The sequence below is a fragment of the Trabulsiella guamensis ATCC 49490 genome (assembly GCF_000734965.1).
Lineage (GTDB): Bacteria > Pseudomonadota > Gammaproteobacteria > Enterobacterales > Enterobacteriaceae > Trabulsiella > Trabulsiella guamensis.
The window spans coordinates 39,232-56,659 of the sequence record NZ_JMTB01000029.1 but is presented as its reverse complement, the minus strand read 5'-3'; the positions used below and the strand labels follow the sequence as shown (position 1 = coordinate 56,659).

Below are 17,428 nucleotides of genomic sequence, written 5' to 3'. Positions count from 1 at the left end.
CAGGTAACGCAAACGTATCGACAAGCAGGCTCAGCGGGGCGGCAACATCACGGGCATTGCCGGTCTGATGCAGCATATGCGCCAGTGCCAGCCACTGTTGGGTCAACGCGTGTTGCTCTCCCCACAACAATGACCAGGCGCTGGCGCGGGCGCTGAGATCCAGTGAAGGCAGCAATGTGGCAAACTGATACCACAGGTCGTCGTCCATCTGCTGTTGCGCAACCGGAACGCTGTCGCGCCAGAAACGGGCAATGGCGGCAATGGATTCCTGATCAATACCAGGCACCTGTTGCGGCTGACGCAGGGACTGCCATCCCGCCAGACGTGCGGTAATGACGCTTTTCTCGACCGGCCGTATCTCTTCCTGATCCAACGCATGCATAATAAACAACTGCACCAGCTCGGCTTCGCTCATCAACTTCAGACGTAACGGAAACGCCTCATCCGGCGCCGTGGCCTGCTGACTGAAACGGATCGCCATGCGGGTGGTGTTATGACCGGGGTTAATATGGGTAAACCAGTCGAGGGTTTTGGCACCAGCGGTAATCGGCAATCGCCCGGCAGGGCTGTTGCACAGGGTCGTCAGCAAAAGAGCTTTGGCCTCCAGAGCGTGACCATACAGACCAACGCAGGGCGGCTGGTTCTGCACACAGGCGAGTTGCCGCTGCTGATGCTTAAGCGCCAGCAGCCGGGTCAATAGGGCGTCCGCATCGTTATTCAGTAAGGGGGCGTGCTGACGCGTGGCTTCCGTCCACGCGATGACGGCTTGTAAATCACTCATTTCAGATAAACGCTCCCGCTATCGATCCAGTAGTGGCTACCGCTATGACGGCGATCGGCCAGCGTATTCAGTTTCAGCGTCAGGGCATTCGGTGCGACCGGCGTACCGTCCTGTAACCAGGCATCTGCCAGCTCAAAAGCCTCTGGCGCCAGATTCCGGTTGCCGCCGCGCAATTGCAGACGGACATGCAGGACCCCATCGCCGGCAATGGTTTTGGCCAGTTCCGGGCTGTTAATGCTCAGGGTGTAGAGCGGAGTGGCAGGCCAGCGGGCGTTGGCGAGCTGGCGGAAACCCAGCGTGACATTGCCGCGTAGCGGGAAATGGAGCCGCGAGTCGAGCTTCACGCCAGGCTGATCCAGATCGATGTCCGAATACCAGACGTTCTCGTCCCGCAGGGTATTCACTACATTATCCAGCACCCCGAGATAACGCACGGTGGAATAAGCACCGATATCCACGGCCTTAAAGTTAAAGCGCGGCAGACGTAAATCGAGCGCCAGGCTGCAGAGCATCGCGCCCACCGCTGCGGTCGATTTCGGGTTGCCGATTTTCCCCTGCTGGCTGAACGGATACCACTCATGCACATGATATTTGTCGAGCCAGACCATGCGGCTCGCCGGGACCGGCTGCAAATGGCGGATCAGCGCCTGTACGCCTGGCAGGCAACCGGGGCGACCGGTGATAAGCAGCACGTCGCAGTGATAATGTGAAATGGCTTCGCACACCGCATGCAACGGTGAGGCGATAGTAAATTCACCCGCCAGCATCGCCTGCTGCAGGTCACTGAAATTCACCTGCAACGGCACATTAAGCAACTCAAACGGTGCGGATCCGCCCGGTAACTGATGCTCTACCGCATGGGTAATGTAGTTCATCACGTTGCGGGTCGGTTGCTGACTCAGCAGTTCGCCAAAAGTGGCATAGAGACCGGCCAGCGGATCGCTGCTGTCGCTGCGTTCCCACGCGGCAAGAATGGCGTGGCCGAGCGGCATAAAGAGCTGGAGCGTGGTCTGCTGGCGCAGTACCGCCTGGGTATCGATGCGGCCGGAATCGCCAAATAACGTCGCCATCAGGGCGGGCGCATCAGCGATGCCACTTTTCTGTAACTGCGTCTGTAATGCCGGTAACACGCAGCGCTGTATGATATCCAGCAGGATGTCGTCGCCCGCCACTTTAAACCCTTCGCGGAACAGCAAATGCGGGGTGATTTTGACGTTGCTGCCAGTACCATCATCAAGCTGGTACTGGGTGATCGCCATATCTGTGGTACCGCCGCCAAGATCAACCGAGGCCACGCGCAACGTACGGCCCGGCAGCTCATTTTGCGCGACAGCGCGATCCGGGCGGGACAGGGCTGCAAAAAACGCTTCTGTTTGCCCGCTGTAATGCGACACGGCTTCGTTATACAACCACACGAGTTGGCCGCAACTGGCTTCGTCCCACTCCATCTGGATCTGCGGCACCGGCACCACGCTGTTTTTCTGCAGTTTCACGCTGGCGAAATCGTCATCCTGGGGATGCCAGCCGAGTGATTTCCACACCAGCGCAATCGCTTCAAACATCCGGCGACGGAAAATCTCACGCTCCTGTTTCGGCATCGCCGATGGCAGCGTCAAAATAATGGTCCGTAATTGACGGGGTGATGAGGGGAAACCAAGCCGCAGGCGGGTGGCGACGCTGTTGATTTGCCCGAGCGCCTGCGCCAGTAATTCACACAGCATATGCGTCATCAGCGTGCTGCGACTGTATTGTGGTGAAAATACCGGCAGACGATCTTCTGGCGGCAGCGTGTAGAGCGGCTGTCCGTCATCGTTCATCAGATTCATCAGCGGGAAGGCGGTGGCTAACGGCTCGCGCTGGGTTTTGCTGTTGATCTGACTGAAACGCCAGTCCTGCACAGTGGGTGTTTCATCCCAGAGATAACGACGCGGGCTGGACAAGCCGCTGTAGCCGTCGGTACCCGTACGTTGCATCGCCAGTTTTCGCGCTTCGTCACCGACGCGAACAATCGACGGCCAGACAAAGGCGTCATCACGTCCGCTCTCCACTGAACAGTGCTGTTTGCCGAAACGCGCTTCGCAGAATTCGATGCGGCTGCTAAACAATGGCTCATTGAGATATTGCGGTTCGGTCAGCGAACGCACCTGTAATTCTGCTGTCTGGCGCAGACCGTCGTTAGCATCGCCCTGATCTTCAATAATAACGCCACAGGTATGGGTGTTGCCGACATCAAGGATCACATCGACCGGAATCGCTGGCGTACTCAACGTGGCGGTAACGATCTTAATTTCCGGGACAGACAACTGTTCGCCGAGCAGGGTGAGCAGATTAAGCCAGTGGCCCTGGTATTCAAAACTGCGCATCGCTTGTGCGATGTCGCGCTCGGTGCGGTTTTGCTGGGCAGCGTACTGATTAAAAACTTCGCGCAGCCAGCCGTCGACCCAGGTTTGATCGAGAAAATCGGCGATTTCGTCGTCACGCCACGCCAGCGCAAAGCGGGTGCCGTTAAGAATATCGTTTTCGACTGGCGCCAGCGACGCCGGGTTGTCGCCGCTGAGCTGGCTGTCGAACGCCAGTGTTACACGGTGACTGTTGCCGGCGCTGTCCGGCTGGCTCAGCTTGCGGATCTGTACTCGCGCCCAGTTGTCCGGTCCTTCAACGAAGGTGCGCGGCGGGTTAAAGCGGAAGAAGGGCAGTGGCAGCCAGATCCCATCGAGGATCGAAAGCGACTGCTCCAGCGTCAGTGTGCTTTCCGGTTTTACCACTTCCGCCTGTTCACCCTGACGGGCCGGCAGCGTGTAGCGGCCATTGACCAGATCATAATCGAGTCGCAGCAACGGGCCGTTGGCGGTTTTACGCACGAAGCGCCCGCTGTGGAGTGACTCCTGGGGCGTAAGACCGAAATCAAGGAACTGCACGCCACTGTTGGCAATCAGCGTGACGCTCTGTTTGTAATCGCAAAGAGTAACCAGCATGACATCAGGCCCCTGTTTTCTTGAACGTCAGCGGGACGATGGTTTTGGCATCGTAACGACCGGTACATTGCGCCACATCGCTGGTGCCTGCTTTGCAGGTAATTTCCGGCATCGGGTAGCGGGAACCATCGGCGCAGCGCGCCGCGCCACGGCTCTTAATCAGCAGCTCGCCGCTTTGGTGCAGGCCGGAGAAGATCTCTGCACGGCAGACGATATTTTTGCCATGCACCACGCGTGCCGTGCCTTTGTTATTCTGGATCTGATAACGCAGCGATGGCGCTTTGCCGCTCGGATCTTTGATATCGCCCAGCACCCGCCAGTTACCATTGAGGAAGCGGGTGGTGCCCGCTTTGAGCTGACCGGCCTCCATGATCAACGCATCTTTAGGGATGGCGGCGATTACCACCGGCTCATTTGCGGGTGTTGCTTTCTGTTCTACAGCCTCTTCTTTGGCTTTGACGACATCGGCCTGATGCAGCGGTAACCCGGCGGTCAGTTTTGGTAAGTCTGCCGGAGCGGGTAATACAACCGGCGCCGGGGTTTGCGCGACAACAGGTGCCGGAACTGCTGTCGGCGCGTCCTGTTTCCAGAGCATTGGTGCGCCAACGGCAGCCACCACCACGGCCGCGACCGGCAGGCTCCACAGCGGAACACGGCGGCGACGGGGCGCTGGCATTGTGTTTTCTGGTTGTGGGGGTGTTTCCGGGATGAGCGGAACAGCAACGGTGACTTCAGGTTCAGTGATCTCCACGGGGGTAAACGGCGGTTCAGGGAGCGAGGGCGCTGGCGTGAACAGCGGCTTATCGCCATCGCTAAACATGACTGGCTCAGGGAGTGTTTCGGCAGGCGGTTCCGGAAGTTGCTCAATCACCGGTTCCGGCTCCGGTAACGTCAGACAGGCCAGCGCGTCATCGCGGGTATTTTCATTGAGATTGATGAAACCCCAGAAGGTGATGACCGGCTTACCGTCGACCAGATAAACGTGATTTTCACCGGGGAACTGCAATGCTTTTTCCAGCAACGCGCCAAACAATTGCTGCGCGGTTTTATCGGATTGCAAGCTTTTGCGGCTCAGTACGAGAGCGCTGTCAAAGGTGCTGTGCAGGAAACGCAGCGCCCGTTCGCGGGTCTCGTTATCGGCGGCTTTCCAGGTGATCGCTTTTCCTTCGATGGGTGCGTACCACGCGACACGGTCATTGTCGTCGTTGATCTGCGGAATCGCCAGGCAGTCTACCAGTGCGAGCTGTTTGCGCAGGCGCAGGGTTTCACGGATTTGCAACGCCGAGTCAAAGACTGCCTGACCGCCGCCGCCAACAGCCTGGAAATCGTCAAGATCGCCGCTGCGTAATAGAGTTTTTGTCACGTTCTCATCCCATAGACTTCTTCACTCCATTACTCTACTGGAGGGGCTATGGTTCTAAACGGTAAAAGACAGGCTAAAACCTTCGAATTCTCGTGCTATTGAGAGGTGAATTTTTGCTTGACCTTTGCGAAACAACTTAACCCAAACAGCTGATTAAGAAAGCAACGAAAAACACCCGGTTAGCATAACCTGATGACGATTGATTATTTGTCAGTTATTACCGACTGTGCTGTTATTAAGATCCACATAATAAAAGCAGGGTTTACCACCATGTCTAAAGGGATAACACTACTCGCGCTGGCATTGAGCGCACTTTTACCGGCAAGTGCCTTCGCGGCAGACAAAGACACCATTATCTACTGTTCAGAAGCCTCCCCGGAATCCTTCAACCCGCAGATTGCCAGCTCCGGCCCGTCGTTCGTTGCCAGTTCGCAAACGCAATATAACCGCCTGATTAATTTTGACCCGGTGAAAAACACCCCAGTGCCATCACTGGCGACTGAGTGGAAAATTTCCCCTGACGGCAAAACCTATACCTTCACCTTGCGTCAGGGCGTGAAATTCAACAGCAACAAATTCTTCAAACCGACGCGCGATTTTAATGCGGATGACGTTATTTTCTCGGTAATGCGTCAGAAAGACCCTAATCATCCGTACCACAAGGTTTCGCAGGGCAATTATGAATATTTCACGGATGTGGGGCTGGATAAGCTGATTCAGGACGTGAAGAAGATCGACGATTATCACGTCCAGTTTGTGTTGAGTGAGCCAAATGCCGCGTTTCTCGCCGACTGGGGGATGGATTTCGCCTCAATTCTCTCCGCCGAATATGCCGATGCGATGCTGAAAAAAGGCACGCCGGAAAATGTCGATAACTGGCCGATTGGCACCGGGCCGTACGTATTGCAACAGTACAAGGTCGATTCGCTGATCCGCTACGTCGCTAACCCAAATTACTGGGAGGGTGCCGTACCGACGAAGCACTTGATTTTCTCCATTACGCCAGATGTGCAGACCCGTCTGGCCAAACTGCAGACCAACGAATGCCAGATTATTCCTGCGCCATCGCCCGTGCAGTTCGATGCGATCAAGAAGAATAAAGATCTGACGTTGCATTCCGTTGATGCGCTGAATGTCGGTTATCTGGCATTTAACACGGAGAAGAAACCGTTTGATAACGTGCTGGTGCGTCAGGCGCTGAACTACGCGACGGACAAGAAAGCCATCATCAACGCCGTGTTTATGGGCTCCGGTACGGTGGCGAAATCGCCGCTGCCGCCAAATATGCTCGGCTACAAAAAAGATCTGCAGGACTATGCCTACGATCCACAAAAAGCAAAGGAACTGCTAAAGCAGGCGGGTCTGGAAAATGGGACGGAAGTGACGCTGTGGTCGATGCCGGTTCAGCGTCCATACAACCCAAACTCCCGCCGTATTGCGGAGATGATCCAGAACGACTGGGCGAAAGTAGGCGTTAAAGCCAACATCGTGACCTATGAATGGGGTGAATACCTCTCCGGCATGCGCAAAGGCGAACATGACTCGGCGCTGTTTGGCTGGATGTCTGACAATGGCGATCCTGATAACTTTGCCGATGTACTGCTCGGTTGCGGCAGCGTTAAAACCGGTTCTAATGCCGCCCGTTGGTGTGATAAGGGGTACAATGACCTGGTTCAGAAAGCGAAACTGACCAGCGACCCGGCGGCGCGTGCGGAATTGTACGGTCAGGCGCAGGAAATTTACTATCAGCAGGCACCGTGGATTGCGCTGGCAAATGGCAAAACCTTCTTCGCCACCCGCAGTAACGTCTCCGGCTTTAGCGTCAGCCTGATGGGCAGCGATTTCTCGAAAGCGAAGTTAAATTAAGCGATAAGGGGTGAGGTATGTCGCATCTGGATGAGGTGACCGCCCGCGTGGACGCGGCGGTGGCGGAAAGTGTGATTACGCATATGAATGAGTTGCTGATTGAACTTAGCGAGGATGCGGCGCTGAGCCGGGAAGACCGCAATACGCAACAGCAGCGCCTGCGTAATGCCATCGCGCATCATGGCCGCCAGCACAAGGAAGATATGGAGGCGCGCCACGAGCAGCTTACCAGAGGCGGCACCATTCTTTAACGTCAGAACTGGCGTCTGGCCACCAGCCAGGCGCCAGCCACCAGCATGACAGCGCCGCACACCGGCCCCACCAGTGCCCGCCAGGGAATATCCTGACTACGCATGACGTCCATCACCAGCCCACCGATTAACTGACTGGCGACCAGCACCGCAATGGTCGTTGCCGCGCCGACATACTGATAACCACTGATGCTGGCAAAAACGAAAAACGAGCCAAGCAGACCGGGGATCAACGTCCACCACTTTACGCTTGACGCCAGTTCCTGAAAGCCACCAGCGCCGTGCTTTATCCACAGAATGCTGACGAACAGGACGATCCCAACCAGTGAGTTCAGCAGCATGGCGATCAGGATCGTGGAGGTGTTCTGCGTGATCCGTACCATCAGGGTATTCTGGATGACAAGGCCAAACCCGGCGGCAATGAGAAAGGCGAGAGTCAGCGACTGGTTCATGGCAGCGCATCCGGTTCTGTCCGGTCATCAAGCTGAAGCTGCATGAAAATCAGATCCAGCCAGCGACCAAACTTGGTGCCTACCTGTGGCATTTCGCCGGTAGTGATAAAACCGAGAGAGGCGTGAAGTTGTAGCGAGGCGAGGTTTTGCGACTCAATACCCGCGACCATCACGTGTTTGCCGATGGTTCTGGCTTCTTCAATCAATTGCGTCAGCAGCAGACGCCCCAGCCCTTTACCCTGGTGCGCAGGATGCACGTAGACAGAATGCTCGACGGTATGACGAAAGCCATCAAACGCGCGCCAGTCGCCAAACGACGCGTAACCTGTCACGGTACCCTGTTCTTCGCTGACCAGGACCGGATACCCCAACTGCTGGCGCGCTTCAAACCATGCCATTCGGTTATCTGCATCAACGGTGGAATCATTCCAGATGGCGGCAGTATGCAGTACGGCATGATTGTAGATTTCTGCAATCGCTGGACAGTCTTCTTTACAGGCATAGCGAATCGTCATAGCAAACCTCATGGCATGTATACTATAGTAGTACGATGTTATTACTATAATGTATTCCATGATGACGCCAGAAGACAATGTAAATCAACGTATCAGTGCGCGCCTGCGTATTGAACGCGAATCCCGCGGCTGGTCCCTCAGCGAACTGGCAGAACGGGCAGGGGTTTCCCGTGCGATGGTACATAAAATCGAACGCGGCGAAAGCAGCCCGACAGCTACTATGCTCGGACGCTTGTCCGGTGCCTTTGGTCTCAGCATGTCGACGTTGATTGCCCGCGCGGAAATGCAGGAAGGCAAGCTGCTGCGGCGTGAAAACCAGCCTGTGTGGCGCGATCCGCAGAGCCACTATTTGCGTCGCCATGTTTCGCCGCGCAGCGACCTGCCGATAGACCTGGTGGAGATTGAGCTTCCTGCCGGCAGCGATATCCCGATGCCAGCGTCATCGTACGCGCTGGCACGCCAGCTCATCTGGTTACAGCAGGGTGAACTGGTGTTTATTGAGGGTGACACGCGTCATGAAATGAAAGCAGGAGATTGTCTCGAACTCGGGCCGCCGAATGATTGCCGTTTTGTCAATGAAACGAAACAGTCCTGTATTTACCTGGTGGTGAGATTAAATCAGGCAGTTTCATAACCACGGCTTATCAATTAAAGCCTGTTTCGTGAAAGTGATTTAACGCAAAATATTTTCATGGCAATTTTTGATATTACCGTCTTTAATTATTGCAGCGTCTGTCGACGCCGGAGTACGGTATGGCCTTCATTAGCAAACTAATAACTCTAAAAAATGACAGTTGACTTTTTATTTCATATCCCAACATCAGCGAAGGATACAGGATATATTCTCCGTGTCCTGCAAATAGTTCCTGCTAAATGGCTGCAACGATAACGATGAGACTAAGCAACAGGATGTCCCTATGCTGGATTTTGAGAAAGCGCAGCGTACGAGTTTGACCACTCAGGTCGAGATGAATTTAAAAAGCGCGCTAATTATTGGCGCACTGAAACCCGGTGCCCGGTTAATTACCAAGGAGCTCGCCGAACAGTTAGGCACCAGTATTACCCCCGTGCGTGAAGCGCTGCTGCGACTGGTATCGTTTGGCGCACTGCAGGCGACGCCTGCTCAGGCGTTCCTGGTGCCAGTGGTTTCGCAGGAACGTTACAGGGAGATCAACGCCATCCGAAAGCAGTTAGAGGGGATGGCAGCGGCAACCGCGCTGACACACCTGACTACTGATAAACTTGGCGAATTGCAGCATCTGGCTGATGAATTTCAGACCCGCGTCCGGCAGGGCGACGTTGAACCGATGTTGCAGGCGAATTACCTGTTCCGCTTTCGTCTTTACCGTTACGCCGAAATGCCGACATTAACCGCGCTTATTGAACAATTGTGGATACAAATTGGACCTTGTTTTAATTTCCTCCATCCACAGGCGACGGATATTTTCCCGGATACGAAATTTTACGCAGATTTACTGATGGCGCTGGAAAAGAAGGATGAGGAGGCGACCCGACAGGCGATGGAAATAATTATCGATCACGATACGTTTATTTTGCAGCGCCAGTATGTTTATTAACCGGTGTCGCTTGTCAGGGTAAAGATATTCACTTCCCCGGAACAAAGGCTTATTATTTGTCCGGGGAAGGTGCTATACAGACTTATTCGAATGAATACGCCAGTGATAATCCCATACTGAAATTACGTCCAGGCGAGGGTTCATAGTAACGACCGTTTGATTCGTTAACGATCACCGAACCGACATATTGACGATCGAATAAATTATCTACACGGCCAAAAAGATCCATCTTCCATTTGCCAAAATCAAATTTATAGCCGGTATTCAGTCCCACAACCGTCCAGGACGGGGCTTTCGCGGTGTTGGCATCGTTAGCCATAATGTCGCCCATGTAGCGAATATCTGCCCCGGCGTACCAGCCTGTTTCTGGAATATACCCCAGCGAAGCAAACCCCATATTGCGGGCTATCCCGGGAATACGGTTGCCATTACAACTGCCGTCGCCGCAGACATCAGTGCGATAGGTGGCGTCGAGCCAGGTCCAGGCGGCGGTCATCCGCCAGTTTTCAGCGAACTGTTGATCCAGCGACAATTCAGCTCCCTGACGGCGAGTTTTGCCGGCGTTTTTGTAACTGGCGCGCCCGTTGTCATTGTCATTGACCACGATTTCGTTGTCGGTGTCGGTCTGGAACAACGCCGCCGTCAGCAGGCCGTTACCAATGCGGGTTTTGCTGCCTACTTCAACCGTGGTGTTGGTTGACGGTTTAAGATCCAGATTCAGGCCGCCAATAGATCCAGATTTGTAGGAGAGTTCGTTAATGGTTGGCGTCTCGAACCCACGTCCGGCAGAGGCATAGAGATTCCAGGCATCGGTTACCGCGTATTTCAGCGAACCTGCGGGCAGCCATTCATGGTAACTCGACTCACCGCTCGAGTCGGCATTACCGGTCGTAATGTAATGGTCATTAGAATCGAACCACACCGAGCTGTAGCGCACGCCTGCATCCAGCGTCAGCTTATCGGTAAGCTGCCACTGAGTCTGCAGATACGGGTCGAGGTTCCACATCAGGTTACGCTCATCGCGGCGCATCGCCCCTTTTTCGCCAAACTGCGGCGCGCCATCCACCATCACGAAGTTCTCAAAGCCCTTGCGCTTTTCGCTCATGTTTTCGTAATCAAGCCCGGTGGTGAAGGTCACCGGCACGCCGAGCTCGCCCTGGTGCGTCCAGCGGGTATCGATGCCCTGATAGTGACGTTCGAGATCAATAACGCCGCCGGAATGGGAAGAGCGCAACTGCGGCGCCATCGGTATGGACTGATATTGCGTGGTCTGCCGTTCTCCGGCGTACATCATCACGCTGAGCGCATCCTGTTCGCTCAACTGGCGGTCATAGCGCAGGCCCGCCTGGGTCTGTTTGATGTCTTTGCGGGTATTAAAGCTATCACCGCGCGGTGACTGGCGTGGGTTCGCCTGCCATTCGCTGTACGTCAGACCGCCAGGATCGTTCGCTTTTACATCGACGCTGTTAAACAGCAATGTCAGTTTGCTGTCCTCATTCAGCCGAACGCCGAGCTTAGCGTTAGCGAGGTTTTTACGTGCACCGCTGTGGTCGCGATAGCCATGCGTGGCAAAACGACTGGTGGAGACGGCGTAATCCACGTCACCGGATTGCGTACCGTCACCCACCGCGCCAGTGGCTTTCAGGCCGTAGCGCCAGGAACCATAACTGCCGTAGTAACTGCTGGCCTCAATGGTGGCAGGTTGGGTACCGGTTTCAGTAGTGACGTTCACCACGCCGCCTGATGAGTTGCCATACAACGCCGAGAAGGGGCCGCGTAACACGTCGATATGATCAACGCTATTGATATCAATATTTGACGTCTGCCCCTGACCGTCGGGCATGGTGGCCGGAATGCCATCTACATACATGCGCACACCGCGTACGCCATAAGTGGAACGCGAACCAAAACCACGGATCGAGAGCTGCAGATCCTGCGCATAATTCTGTCGGTTTTGTATCTGTAACCCCGGTATACCACTGAGGGATTCAGACAGATTGACACGCGGGGTGGCATGGCGCATGTCGTCACCTGTCACCACGCTTACTGCGGCGGGGGTATCCAGTTCAGAGACTGCCTGTGGTGTGGCGGTGACGATAAGCGTTTGCTCGTCGTCTGCCCTGGCGTCTGAAAGGGAGATAAAGGGAAGGAGAAGAGCAGGAAGTGCAACCCTGCGAACAGAACTTATTTTCATGACACTCACTTGTGCGGAGGAACCCAAAAAAGAAACCCGGGCATGGTAATGAATTTGTTAAAGACATGAAAAGTTTAACGGCACATTTGGTTAATTCCAGGATTAAAAATGTTTTTCTGGCGTAACCTGATGATGTGATAAGGATTGCGTTGTAAGGCGAGGCAGGCAGAAGCAGTCATCCGCACCTATACTCAGAGTTTGTCTGAGGAGGTCGCTGATGATTACTGTTTATGGCGCACCGGGCTGGGGCTCCGCCATCAGTGAAGTGATGCTGACACTGGCGAAGATCCCTTACAAATTCGTTGATGTCACCGGCTTTGACCAGCCCGGTCCGCAGCAGGATGCGCTTTCGGCGCTGAATCCGCTGTGCCAGATCCCCACACTGAAAATGACCGATGGCAGCGTGATGACCGAAACCGCTGCTATCGCGTTGATGATCCTGGATGAATATCCGGCGCTTGCGCCGCCGCCTGATACGCCGCAACGCCGGCAGTTTCAGCGGTTGCTGATCTGGCTGGTGGCGAATGTCTACCCGACGTTTACTTACGCAGATTACCCCGAGCGCTGGACGGAAACGGGAGCCCGTGAGCTGGTTGAAAGCTGTCAGAAGTACCGTAAAACCCTCTATCTGTGGCTCGAAAGCCAGCTTGTTGCCGCGCCGTACGCGCTGGGGGAACAGCTCTCGCTGATTGATGTGTATATTGCGGTGATGCGCAGCTGGGGTCCGCGTCACGACTGGTTTAAAGACAATACGCCGAAATTTTTTGCCATTGCTGAGAGGGTGTATCAGCTTCCTGAGTTGCAGGATGTGCTGCGTCGCAATGACATTATTCCCGGCACGAGCGAATAGCATGTAGCAGTCCTGGCACGGCCTGTGGGCCGTGCACCTTTCTCTCCTTTTGGCCCAAAGCGATCGCTTTTGGGGATACAGATATCTGCCGCGCCACGTTAATTACAGGAATAATGACCGCATCCATCACACAAGGAGTGCCATGATGAAGATGCTGTTATGCAAAACATTTTTATTCGCCGCGATGCTTTCTGCATCTGCGCTGAGCCATGCTGAGGAGTTCTCACCTGTGAATACTAAAACCATTCGTACCATGAGTGGCGCAACCGCCACCACTACGCTGTCAGCACCGGCTACCGGGCTGCTGGTGATTGATATTCAGAACGAATACTTCCCCGGCGGCAAAATGGTGATTCCGGACGGTATGAAAGCGCTCAACAACAGCAAAAAGCTGGTGGAATTCGCACACCAGAAGGGGATCCCGGTGTGGTTTGTGCGCCATGTCGGCGCAAAAGGTGGCCCACTGTTCGCTGAAGGCTCTGTTTTTGCTGAGTTTCATAAAGATCTTCAGCCGACAAAAGACGATCGTATAATTACCAAAGCGACACCCAGTGCTTTTGTCGGGACCGATCTTGAACAGCAGCTCAAGACGAAAGGGATTAAACAGCTGATTGTTACCGGTCTGATGACGCATATGTGCGTTTCCACGACCTCGCGCGATGCGGTGCCGAAGGGTTTCAGTGTTATTATTCCTGAAGATGCGACAGCCACGCGCAGCATTGATGATTCGCGCGGCGGGGTGATTGATCACGCGTTGTTACAGCGTGCGGCAATTGCCGGTGTAGCGGATGTGTTTGCCGAAATTCGCACTACGCAAGAAGTGCTGGATTTGCCTGTGACACTGTAACGTTATCTGTAGGGAGTGAAGATGACCCGCATTGGTATTGTGGCGTTTGATGGCATTATTCCGTTTCATCTCTCCGTGCCATGTGCTGTTTTTGAACTGGTGGTTTCACCGGACGGAACGCCGCTGTGCGAAGTGACTATCTGCGCCAGCACACCAGGGCAGATGAAAACCAATGCCGGGTTTTCGATTGTCGTCGATAACGGGCTGGATGCGCTGAGCGGTATGGACGTCGTCGTGGTGCCGAGCTGGAACCCGTCAGTGATCCAGCCTGATGAGCGGCTGCTTGCGGCGTTGCGCACAGCCCATCAGGCGGGTGCCCGCATCGTCGGCCTGTGTATGGGCGCTTTTGTGCTGGCGGCGGCGGGGTTGCTGGATCATCGTCCGGCAACCACTCACTGGCGCTGGGCGCCGGATTTCCAGCAACGTTATCCGACAGTGCGCATGGATCGTGACGTGCTGTATGTCGACGATGGCGATGTGGTGACCTCTGCGGGTACGGCAGCCAGTATCGACTGTTGTCTGCATCTGGTGCGGCAAAAGTGGGGGGCGGAAATTGCCAACAGCGTCGCGCGCCTGCTGGTCGTGCCGCCACATCGTCAGGGCGGCCAGGCGCAGTATGTGGAGTTACCGGTGCAGAACACGCGGCGCGGCGACAGTTTTTCCGTGGCGCTTTCCTGGGCGACGGAAAATCTCCATCAGCCGCTGACCATTGATTTGCTGGCCGACCGTGCCTGTATGAGCCGCCGCAGTTTTACCCGGCGCTTTCAGCAGACAACGGGTGAAAGTTTTTCGCGCTGGTTGCTCGACCAGCGTCTCATCGTGGCGCAGCGTTTTCTTGAGAAAACAGACCAGCCCATCGATCTTATCGCCAGTCAGGTGGGTTTTGCCTCAGCCACGTCACTTCGCCGCCATTTCCTGAAATCGCTGAAAACTTCGCCGTCCCGCTATCGTAAGGAATTTCGCGGCGTCTGATTTAGTCCTGCGTATTCGCTTTCAGCAGTCTGCCGCTGCTGACGAACGTCCCCGCGCCGAGGTGATGCAGGGTGTTGCGTTTGTCGTCATCGAACTGCCAGCGACCATCGATAAACGCGCTGGCGTCGGCTGCTACAGAGACAACTTCGCCAAACAATGTATCGTATTTTTCCTGTGCGGCCGTTGCCGGCAGTAACCGACATTCCATCCACGCCAGGCATTTCTCTTCGATCAGTGGTAATCCTAATACCGGGCCTCTCACTACCGGGATGCCGTAGCAGTTGAATTTGTCTTCATCGCGACCGGTGACACTACCTACGGCGTAAGTCCAGTTGGTGGCCTCCACGCCGGGAATAACGATGCCGAACTGGCCGCTACGTTCGATAAGTTCCCGCGACCAGGTGGATTTATCCACCACGATAGCGATGCGCGGTGGTTCAAACTCGACCGGCATAGACCATGCCGCTGCCATGAGGTTGCGGCGCTCGGTCTGCTCGTCATAACTGGTGATAAGTATTGTCGGACCATGGTTGAGCAGACGGCTGGCATGTTTTAACTCGACCGGGAGAAAACGGCTCATAGCGACTCCTCAAAAAAGGTTATTCAGCGGTAAGGGTTTGTTTAGCATAGCATCGCCAGTCAACCGCACAAATTCACCGCTGGCAACGAAAAAATACGTTATAAACAAGGAATACCGATAGCAGGAGATCCTGATGAGTCCTTTTTTAATGGCGTATTTATCTCGTCTTGGCTGGAACGGCGAGACTGGCGTGACCCTTGAAACCCTGCAGGCACTGCATTTAGCGCACAACTGCACCATTCCATTTGAAAACATCGATGTTCTGTTACCGCGTGAAATTCATCTTGATGACAGCGCGCTGGAGGACAAACTGGTTATGGCCCGTCGCGGCGGGTATTGCTTCGAACAAAACGGGCTGTTTGAACGGGCGCTGCGTGAACTGGGGTTCAACGTGCAAAGCCTGTTAGGGCGCGTCATTCTGGCGAATCCGGCGCAAATGCCGCCGCGCACGCACCGGTTGCTGCTGGTCGACCTCGGCGGAGAACGCTGGATTGCAGATGTAGGGTTCGGCGGTCAGACACTCACCGCGCCGATCCGCCTGCTGTCAGACGTTCCTCAGCAAACACCGCACGGCCAGTACCGGCTACTGAATGAAGGCAACGACTGGACGCTGCAGGTAAGTCATCACGAGCACTGGCAGTCAATGTACCAGTTCGATCTCACGAAACCGTACTTCACCGATTACGTAATGGGCAATTTCTGGTCGGCACACTGGCCGCAGTCGCACTTCCGCCACCATTTGCTGATGAGTCGCCATCTGCCTGACGGCGGCAAGCTGACGCTGACCAATTTTAGTTTTACCCATTGGGGAAACAGCCACGTGATTGAAAAGAGAGAACTGCCTGACGTCGAAGCGCTGTATGACGTGATCCAGCAGCGTTTTGGCCTGGGGGTTGATAGCCGTAAGCACGGTTTCAGCGTGACGGAACTGGCGGCCATTATGGCGGCGTTTGAAACGCACCCGGAAGCGGGGAAATAGTGATTTGCCCGGTGGCGCTTCGCTTACCGGGCCTCACACCTTCTGACGAGATGAGGGCGTAAAAAGTTCTACCGTAATAGCCTGCTGGAGATGGTGGACGAAAGCGGCATCATCCATTCCTTCCAGCCCCAGTGCATAGATGCCATCCAGCCCGCAGACCAGAGAGATCAGACGCCAGGCAATGCCGGAAGGGGTGTCATTAAGCGTAAACTCTTTCGCTTCGACACCTTTCTGGATAATCGCGACCGTCTCTTCATGCCACATGGTCATAGTTAACAGATAGGCGGCTTTAATATCACTGTCACTGTCCGCCAGTATCTGCGCTTCGCGCCAGAGCCGCAGGTGCGGGCCGAGCTTTCCTTCTTCGCTGTAGAGCATGACAAACAGCTTTTCGCGCCAGCTGGCGCAGTCGGCAGCCAGCGGGACATCAAGCATTTCACGCACCACCCGCACAAAAGCCTCTGCCTTTAACTCGCCGGAAGAGGTGAAATGGTGGTGGACCTGACCGGAAGCCATACTGGCTTCCTGGGCGATATGACGCACCGTCATGGCAGAAAACCCGCCGGAAAGCGCAACGCGCATCGCCGCCTGCACAATGGCTTCACGACGCGCTTCCCGATTCAGATAGCTCATGATGACCCCGTCCGTAATGATGATATCGCGATGATAACAAATCCCTGGACGGGCGTTCAATTTGCTTTGGTGGCTTACAGATGTGTTACGTGTGCAGGGTTGTAGTTCAATTTAAACCAATATAAAGGGTGTTTTAGAAAACTCAGTTGGGGCCGTCGCTTAATAACGATATGCAAACCATTAGCAGGAATACGAGTATCTCTCCTCGCCACAACTCTCTTGATGCCGGTGCGTACGCTCAGCCCGATGATTTTACGAATGAGCCAGGTAATGGGGCCGTGGCCGCTGGGGTCAGTTTTGTTGATAGGATCATTTTCGCAATAGGCATAGGGGTTAAGGCCGCCGATGCCAAACGGGCTTTCGCTGTCGGGGCAGGTAAAGCGACGCAGAACCGGGCTGTAAGCGCGGTAGCCATTGCCAGGGTGTGTCACGCCGGAAAGGGGATCCTGGCGTTCGCCGTTGAAGCCGGGAAGCGATGTTGCCGGGGCAAAAAAAGACATTGCCTGACAAAATAGACGTTTTCATGGATGCGAAACCGATTTAACAAAAATTGGACAGTTGTTCAAATTTCACGGAGAATTGCTGTGTTGGAC

General features: G+C 54.9%; 16 protein-coding genes and 1 pseudogene. 8 read left to right on the top strand and 9 right to left on the bottom strand.

What is annotated here, in order from left to right; all coding sequences use genetic code 11:
* The 3 genes from GTGU_RS03040 to GTGU_RS03030 form a co-directional block, all read right to left on the bottom strand.
* Positions 1-781 (bottom strand): virulence factor SrfC family protein (locus GTGU_RS03040; RefSeq protein ID WP_038154146.1); only part of this gene is annotated, 781 nt, incomplete at its 3' end.
* A complete protein-coding gene (locus tag GTGU_RS03035; RefSeq protein WP_038154145.1) occupies positions 778-3,756 on the bottom strand; it encodes a virulence factor SrfB in 2,979 nt (992 codons plus the stop codon). The genes GTGU_RS03035 and GTGU_RS03040, both read right to left, overlap by 4 nt.
* A gap of 4 nt (positions 3,757-3,760) precedes the next feature.
* A complete protein-coding gene (locus GTGU_RS03030) occupies positions 3,761-5,119 on the bottom strand; it encodes an SrfA family protein (protein WP_038154144.1) in 1,359 nt (452 codons plus the stop codon).
* A gap of 270 nt (positions 5,120-5,389) precedes the next feature.
* Here GTGU_RS03030 and GTGU_RS03025 point away from each other — a divergent pair, with 270 nt between their 5' ends.
* Both GTGU_RS03025 and GTGU_RS03020 read left to right on the top strand, forming a co-directional pair.
* Positions 5,390-6,985, top strand: a complete 1,596-nt coding sequence (locus GTGU_RS03025) for an ABC transporter substrate-binding protein (protein ID WP_038154142.1) — start codon at positions 5,390-5,392, stop codon at positions 6,983-6,985.
* Positions 6,986-7,002: 17 nt separating this feature from the next.
* A complete protein-coding gene (locus tag GTGU_RS03020) occupies positions 7,003-7,236 on the top strand; it encodes a DUF2526 family protein (RefSeq protein ID WP_038154141.1) in 234 nt (77 codons plus the stop codon).
* Positions 7,237-7,238: 2 nt separating this feature from the next.
* Here GTGU_RS03020 and GTGU_RS03015 read toward each other — a convergent pair whose 3' ends face one another.
* Both GTGU_RS03015 and GTGU_RS03010 read right to left on the bottom strand, forming a co-directional pair.
* The gene (locus GTGU_RS03015; RefSeq protein ID WP_038154140.1) at positions 7,239-7,688 is read right to left on the bottom strand and encodes a DMT family transporter; all 450 of its coding nucleotides are present in this window, start codon (positions 7,686-7,688) and stop codon (positions 7,239-7,241) included.
* The gene (locus GTGU_RS03010) at positions 7,685-8,203 is read right to left on the bottom strand and encodes a GNAT family N-acetyltransferase (RefSeq protein WP_038154138.1); all 519 of its coding nucleotides are present in this window, start codon (positions 8,201-8,203) and stop codon (positions 7,685-7,687) included. The genes GTGU_RS03015 and GTGU_RS03010 overlap by 4 nt, the downstream gene beginning before the upstream one ends.
* 58 nt (positions 8,204-8,261) lie before the next feature.
* Between GTGU_RS03010 and GTGU_RS03005 the strand changes: the two genes are divergently transcribed.
* Positions 8,262-8,837, top strand: a complete 576-nt coding sequence (locus tag GTGU_RS03005; RefSeq protein ID WP_038154151.1) for a helix-turn-helix domain-containing protein — start codon at positions 8,262-8,264, stop codon at positions 8,835-8,837.
* A gap of 283 nt (positions 8,838-9,120) precedes the next feature.
* On the top strand, positions 9,121-9,780 hold the full coding sequence (locus GTGU_RS03000; RefSeq protein WP_038154137.1) for a GntR family transcriptional regulator: 660 nt from the start codon (positions 9,121-9,123) through the stop codon (positions 9,778-9,780).
* A gap of 82 nt (positions 9,781-9,862) precedes the next feature.
* Here GTGU_RS03000 and pqqU read toward each other — a convergent pair whose 3' ends face one another.
* Entirely contained in the window at positions 9,863-11,974 is a 2,112-nt protein-coding gene (gene pqqU / locus GTGU_RS02995) for a TonB-dependent receptor PqqU (protein WP_038154136.1), read from the bottom strand.
* A gap of 217 nt (positions 11,975-12,191) precedes the next feature.
* Here pqqU and GTGU_RS02990 point away from each other — a divergent pair, with 217 nt between their 5' ends.
* From GTGU_RS02990 to GTGU_RS02980, 3 genes are all read left to right on the top strand, one after another.
* Entirely contained in the window at positions 12,192-12,824 is a 633-nt protein-coding gene (locus GTGU_RS02990) for a glutathione S-transferase family protein (RefSeq protein WP_038154135.1), read from the top strand.
* A gap of 145 nt (positions 12,825-12,969) precedes the next feature.
* Positions 12,970-13,671, top strand: coding sequence for a cysteine hydrolase family protein (locus GTGU_RS02985; protein WP_038154134.1), 702 nt, complete (start codon positions 12,970-12,972; stop codon positions 13,669-13,671).
* A gap of 21 nt (positions 13,672-13,692) precedes the next feature.
* Positions 13,693-14,643, top strand: coding sequence for a GlxA family transcriptional regulator (locus GTGU_RS02980; protein ID WP_038154133.1), 951 nt, complete (start codon positions 13,693-13,695; stop codon positions 14,641-14,643).
* Position 14,644: 1 nt separating this feature from the next.
* On the opposite strand, the gene GTGU_RS02975 is transcribed toward GTGU_RS02980, so the two are convergent.
* Positions 14,645-15,223 (bottom strand): flavin reductase family protein, encoded by a 579-nt coding sequence (locus GTGU_RS02975; protein WP_038154132.1) that lies wholly within the window; start codon positions 15,221-15,223, stop codon positions 14,645-14,647.
* Positions 15,224-15,356: 133 nt separating this feature from the next.
* On the opposite strand from GTGU_RS02975, the gene nhoA reads away from it, so the two are divergent.
* Positions 15,357-16,202, top strand: coding sequence for an N-hydroxyarylamine O-acetyltransferase (nhoA, locus tag GTGU_RS02970; protein ID WP_038154130.1), 846 nt, complete (start codon positions 15,357-15,359; stop codon positions 16,200-16,202).
* Between the two features lie 33 nt (positions 16,203-16,235).
* Here the strand turns inward: nhoA and GTGU_RS02965 are convergent, their stop codons facing one another.
* Together GTGU_RS02965 and GTGU_RS26495 are read right to left on the bottom strand one after the other, a co-directional pair.
* Positions 16,236-16,835, bottom strand: a complete 600-nt coding sequence (locus GTGU_RS02965; RefSeq protein ID WP_038154129.1) for a TetR family transcriptional regulator — start codon at positions 16,833-16,835, stop codon at positions 16,236-16,238.
* 263 nt (positions 16,836-17,098) lie between these two features.
* Positions 17,099-17,308 (bottom strand): annotated as a pseudogene (locus tag GTGU_RS26495) (RHS repeat-associated core domain-containing protein); the annotation flags it as partial.
* Between the last annotated feature and the right edge of the window lie 120 nt (positions 17,309-17,428).